This window comes from Pseudomonas edaphica (assembly GCF_005863185.1).
GTDB classification, from domain to species: domain Bacteria; phylum Pseudomonadota; class Gammaproteobacteria; order Pseudomonadales; family Pseudomonadaceae; genus Aquipseudomonas; species Aquipseudomonas edaphica.
The window spans coordinates 1-3,166 of the sequence record NZ_VBVZ01000676.1 but is presented as its reverse complement, the minus strand read 5'-3'; the positions used below and the strand labels follow the sequence as shown (position 1 = coordinate 3,166).

The window sequence follows — 3,166 nt, the reverse complement described above, 5'->3', positions numbered from 1 at the left end:
GGAACGCATTTCACTGTGGGAGCCGGGCTTGCCCGCGATGGCGCCTTGAATGGCGCTAAAGACTCAACGGCCACCGCCCAAATCCAGAAAAGTGCCAGTGGTATACGAAGCCTTGTCCGACAACAACCAGATAATCGCCTCCGCCACTTCATCCGGGCGCCCGCCACGGGCCATGGGGATGCCGGACTCCAGCTTGCTGACTCGGTCCGGGTCGCCGCTCAGGGCATGGAAGTCGGTAAAGATGTAGCCAGGGCGCACCGCGTTGACACGGATCCCTTCACCCGCCACCTCTTTGGACAGGCCGATGGTGAAGGTATCCAGCGCGCCCTTGGACGCGGCATAGTCGACATATTCGCCCGGCGAACCCAGGCGCGCGGCTACCGACGACACGTTGACGATGCTGCCGCCCTGCCCGCCATGCCTGGGCGACATGCGCAGCACCGCTTGCTTGGCACACAGGATCGGCCCCAGCACATTGGTCTTCATGATTTTGAGGATGCGGAACTCGGACATTTCATCGACCCGCGACTTGTGCCCCACGGTGCCGGCGTTGTTGACCAGTGCCGTCACGCGCCCAAGCTCGGCATCAACGCGATTGAACAATGCGATCACTTCATCCTCGATGCTGACATCGGCCCGCACCGCAATGGCCTGTGCACCCAAGGCGCGCACCTGGTCCAGCACACGCTGGGCCGCTGCCTCATCAGACTGGTAGTTGATGCAAATGCGGTAGCCCTGGCGTGCAGCCAGCAAGGCCGTCTCAGCGCCGATACCACGGCTGCCTCCAGTGATAATGACGACTTTGTCCATGCGTGCGGTCTCCTGAATAAACCAACGGTTTAAGGTTGGATCCGAGAATACCCGTCATCCACGGCTTTTGTCAGGCGCCAAGGCGTCTTCGGCGCGCTGGATATCGGCCATGAACCCCTCGGCCGGCAATGGGTGGCCCAGCAAGTAGCCTTGCAGCGCGTTGCACCCCAGCCGGGTGAGGAAACTTTGCTGCACATCGGTCTCCACGCCTTCGGCGACAATGCGCAGCCCTAGCGCCTGGCCGAGGGCGACAATGGCCGAGACGATGGCGGCGTCGTCACTGTCGTGTTCAAGATCGCGCACAAACCCGCGGTCGATCTTCAGCTCGTTGGCGGGCAACCGTTTGAGGTACATCAGGCTCGAATAACCGGTGCCGAAGTCGTCGATGGACAGGTCCACGCCCATGTCCGACAGTTGCTGCAGCACCGTCATGCTCGCATCGGCATCGCTCATGGCAGTGGTTTCGGTGATTTCCAGGGTCAGGCTGTTGGCCGGCAAGCGGTGACGCTCCAGCGCCTGCGCGACACTTTTAACCAACCCTGCATGGCAGAACTGCAACGCCGACAGGTTGACTGCAATGCGCCAGTCTTCATAACCCTGCGCGTACCAGACAGCCATCTGGCGGCAAGCCTCGTTGAGCACCCACTCGCCGATGGGAATAATCAACCCGGTTTTTTCCGCCAGCTCGATGAACATCGCCGGCAACAACAGCCCCTGTTGCGGGTGCTCCCAACGCAACAACGCTTCGGCGCCGACCGCAATACCGCTGAGCGCGTCGAACTTGGGCTGGTAGTACAGGCGGAACTGTTGGTGCTCAACGGCGTTGCGCAGGTCCTGCAACAACTGCAGCTGTTTACGCGCATTGGTGTTCATCGACACATCAAAGAAGCTGTAACCGTTCTTGCCCATGCCCTTGGCGTGGTACATGGCGGCATCAGCGTTCATCAGCAGTTCCTGAGGGTTAACGCCGTTACCGGGGAACATGGCAATGCCGATGCTCGCGGAAATCTTCAGTTCATGCTCGGCTACCTTGAACGTACGGTTGATCAAGCCAACCTGGCGCTCGGCCAAGCCCATGGCGTCGTCCGGCTGGGTCAACTGCACCAGCAGCACAAACTCATCGCCACCGATGCGCGCCAAGGTGTCCTGGCTGCGCAGGTCCTCGCGCAGACGCAAACCCACCTCGCGCAGCAATTGGTCACCCATGTGGTGGCCAAATGCATCATTGACCGGCTTGAAACCGTCCAGGTCGATAAACATCAACGCAAAACAACCACCCTGCTCCCTGACCGCCTGTATGGCTTGTTGAATGCGGTCGGCGAGCAAGGTGCGATTAGGCAGCCCGGTGAGCATGTCATGCAGGGCCAGATGGGTGAGTTCCTGGTTGGCCAGGGTCAGTGAGTCTGCGAGCACGGCAGTGCGGGCTTCAAGCCGGGCGTCGAGCAATGAGGTCAATAACGCGATGATCAAGACCGCCAGCGAAGTGACCAGCACCAGGTTATCCAGGCCCTTGCCACTCAGGCCCGTCAGCGCGGCGCCGCAGAAACTGTTGTCATCAAAACGCGCGGCAGCCATGCCGGTGTAGTGCATACCGACGATCGCAATGCCCATCACCACCGCGGCGCCCCCCCGCGCCAGGCGTACGTAAGGCGTGTTGCGCCGCAAGTTGAAAGCGATCCACAAGGCCGCGCCGGACGCCAGCACGGCGATCAACAATGAGGCGCCAAACAGGGCGGGGTCGTAATCGATGCCCGGGGTCATGCGCATCGCGGCCATGCCGGTGTAGTGCATGCAGGCAATACCAGCCCCCATCACCAACGCGCCAAATGCCAACTGCCAAGCCGGCAGACGTGGCTGGCTGACCAGCCACAGTGCAAAGCCACTGGATAACACGGCGATCAATAACGACAGCGCGGTGATACCCAGGTCAAACCCGAGGGCAAAGGGCAGGCGCAACGCCAGCATGCCGATAAAGTGCATGGACCAAACGCCCACGCCCATGGCCAATGCCCCGCCGGTCATCCACATGTACGCTGCGCGGCCCCTGGCGGTCGCAATACGGCCGGCCAAGTCCAGCGCGGTATAGGACGCCAGGATCGCGACGCACAGGGAGATGACGACCAGAGAGGGGGAATAACTACCGATCAGCATGGGACTTCTCAAGACTGACGGGCCTGAAAACGCCCGTGCCAAGTGGCAAAGCCGGCGATTGTAGCGAGAATAATTATTGTCGGTTTGATTAATTATCACGGGGCCATTAGTGGCATTTTGACGCCGATCTACTGACCTTGAAATGCCACCTGCTTCAGCCCGCTGAGCAGGATCATCTGCTTGAAAATCAGGCCGTGGGCGATTG

At 60.7% G+C, this 3,166-nt stretch carries 2 protein-coding genes; both read right to left on the bottom strand.

All coding sequences use genetic code 11. The annotated features are described in order from the left end of the window. Positions 1 to 63 precede the first annotated feature (63 nt). On the bottom strand, positions 64 to 810 hold the full coding sequence (locus FEM54_RS28790) for an SDR family oxidoreductase (protein ID WP_017135063.1): 747 nt from the start codon (positions 808 to 810) through the stop codon (positions 64 to 66). Positions 811 to 864: 54 nt separating this feature from the next. Next, complete coding sequence (locus FEM54_RS28785; RefSeq protein ID WP_138453877.1) at positions 865 to 2,961, bottom strand: putative bifunctional diguanylate cyclase/phosphodiesterase; 2,097 nt, start codon at positions 2,959 to 2,961, stop codon at positions 865 to 867. Between the last annotated feature and the right edge of the window lie 205 nt (positions 2,962 to 3,166).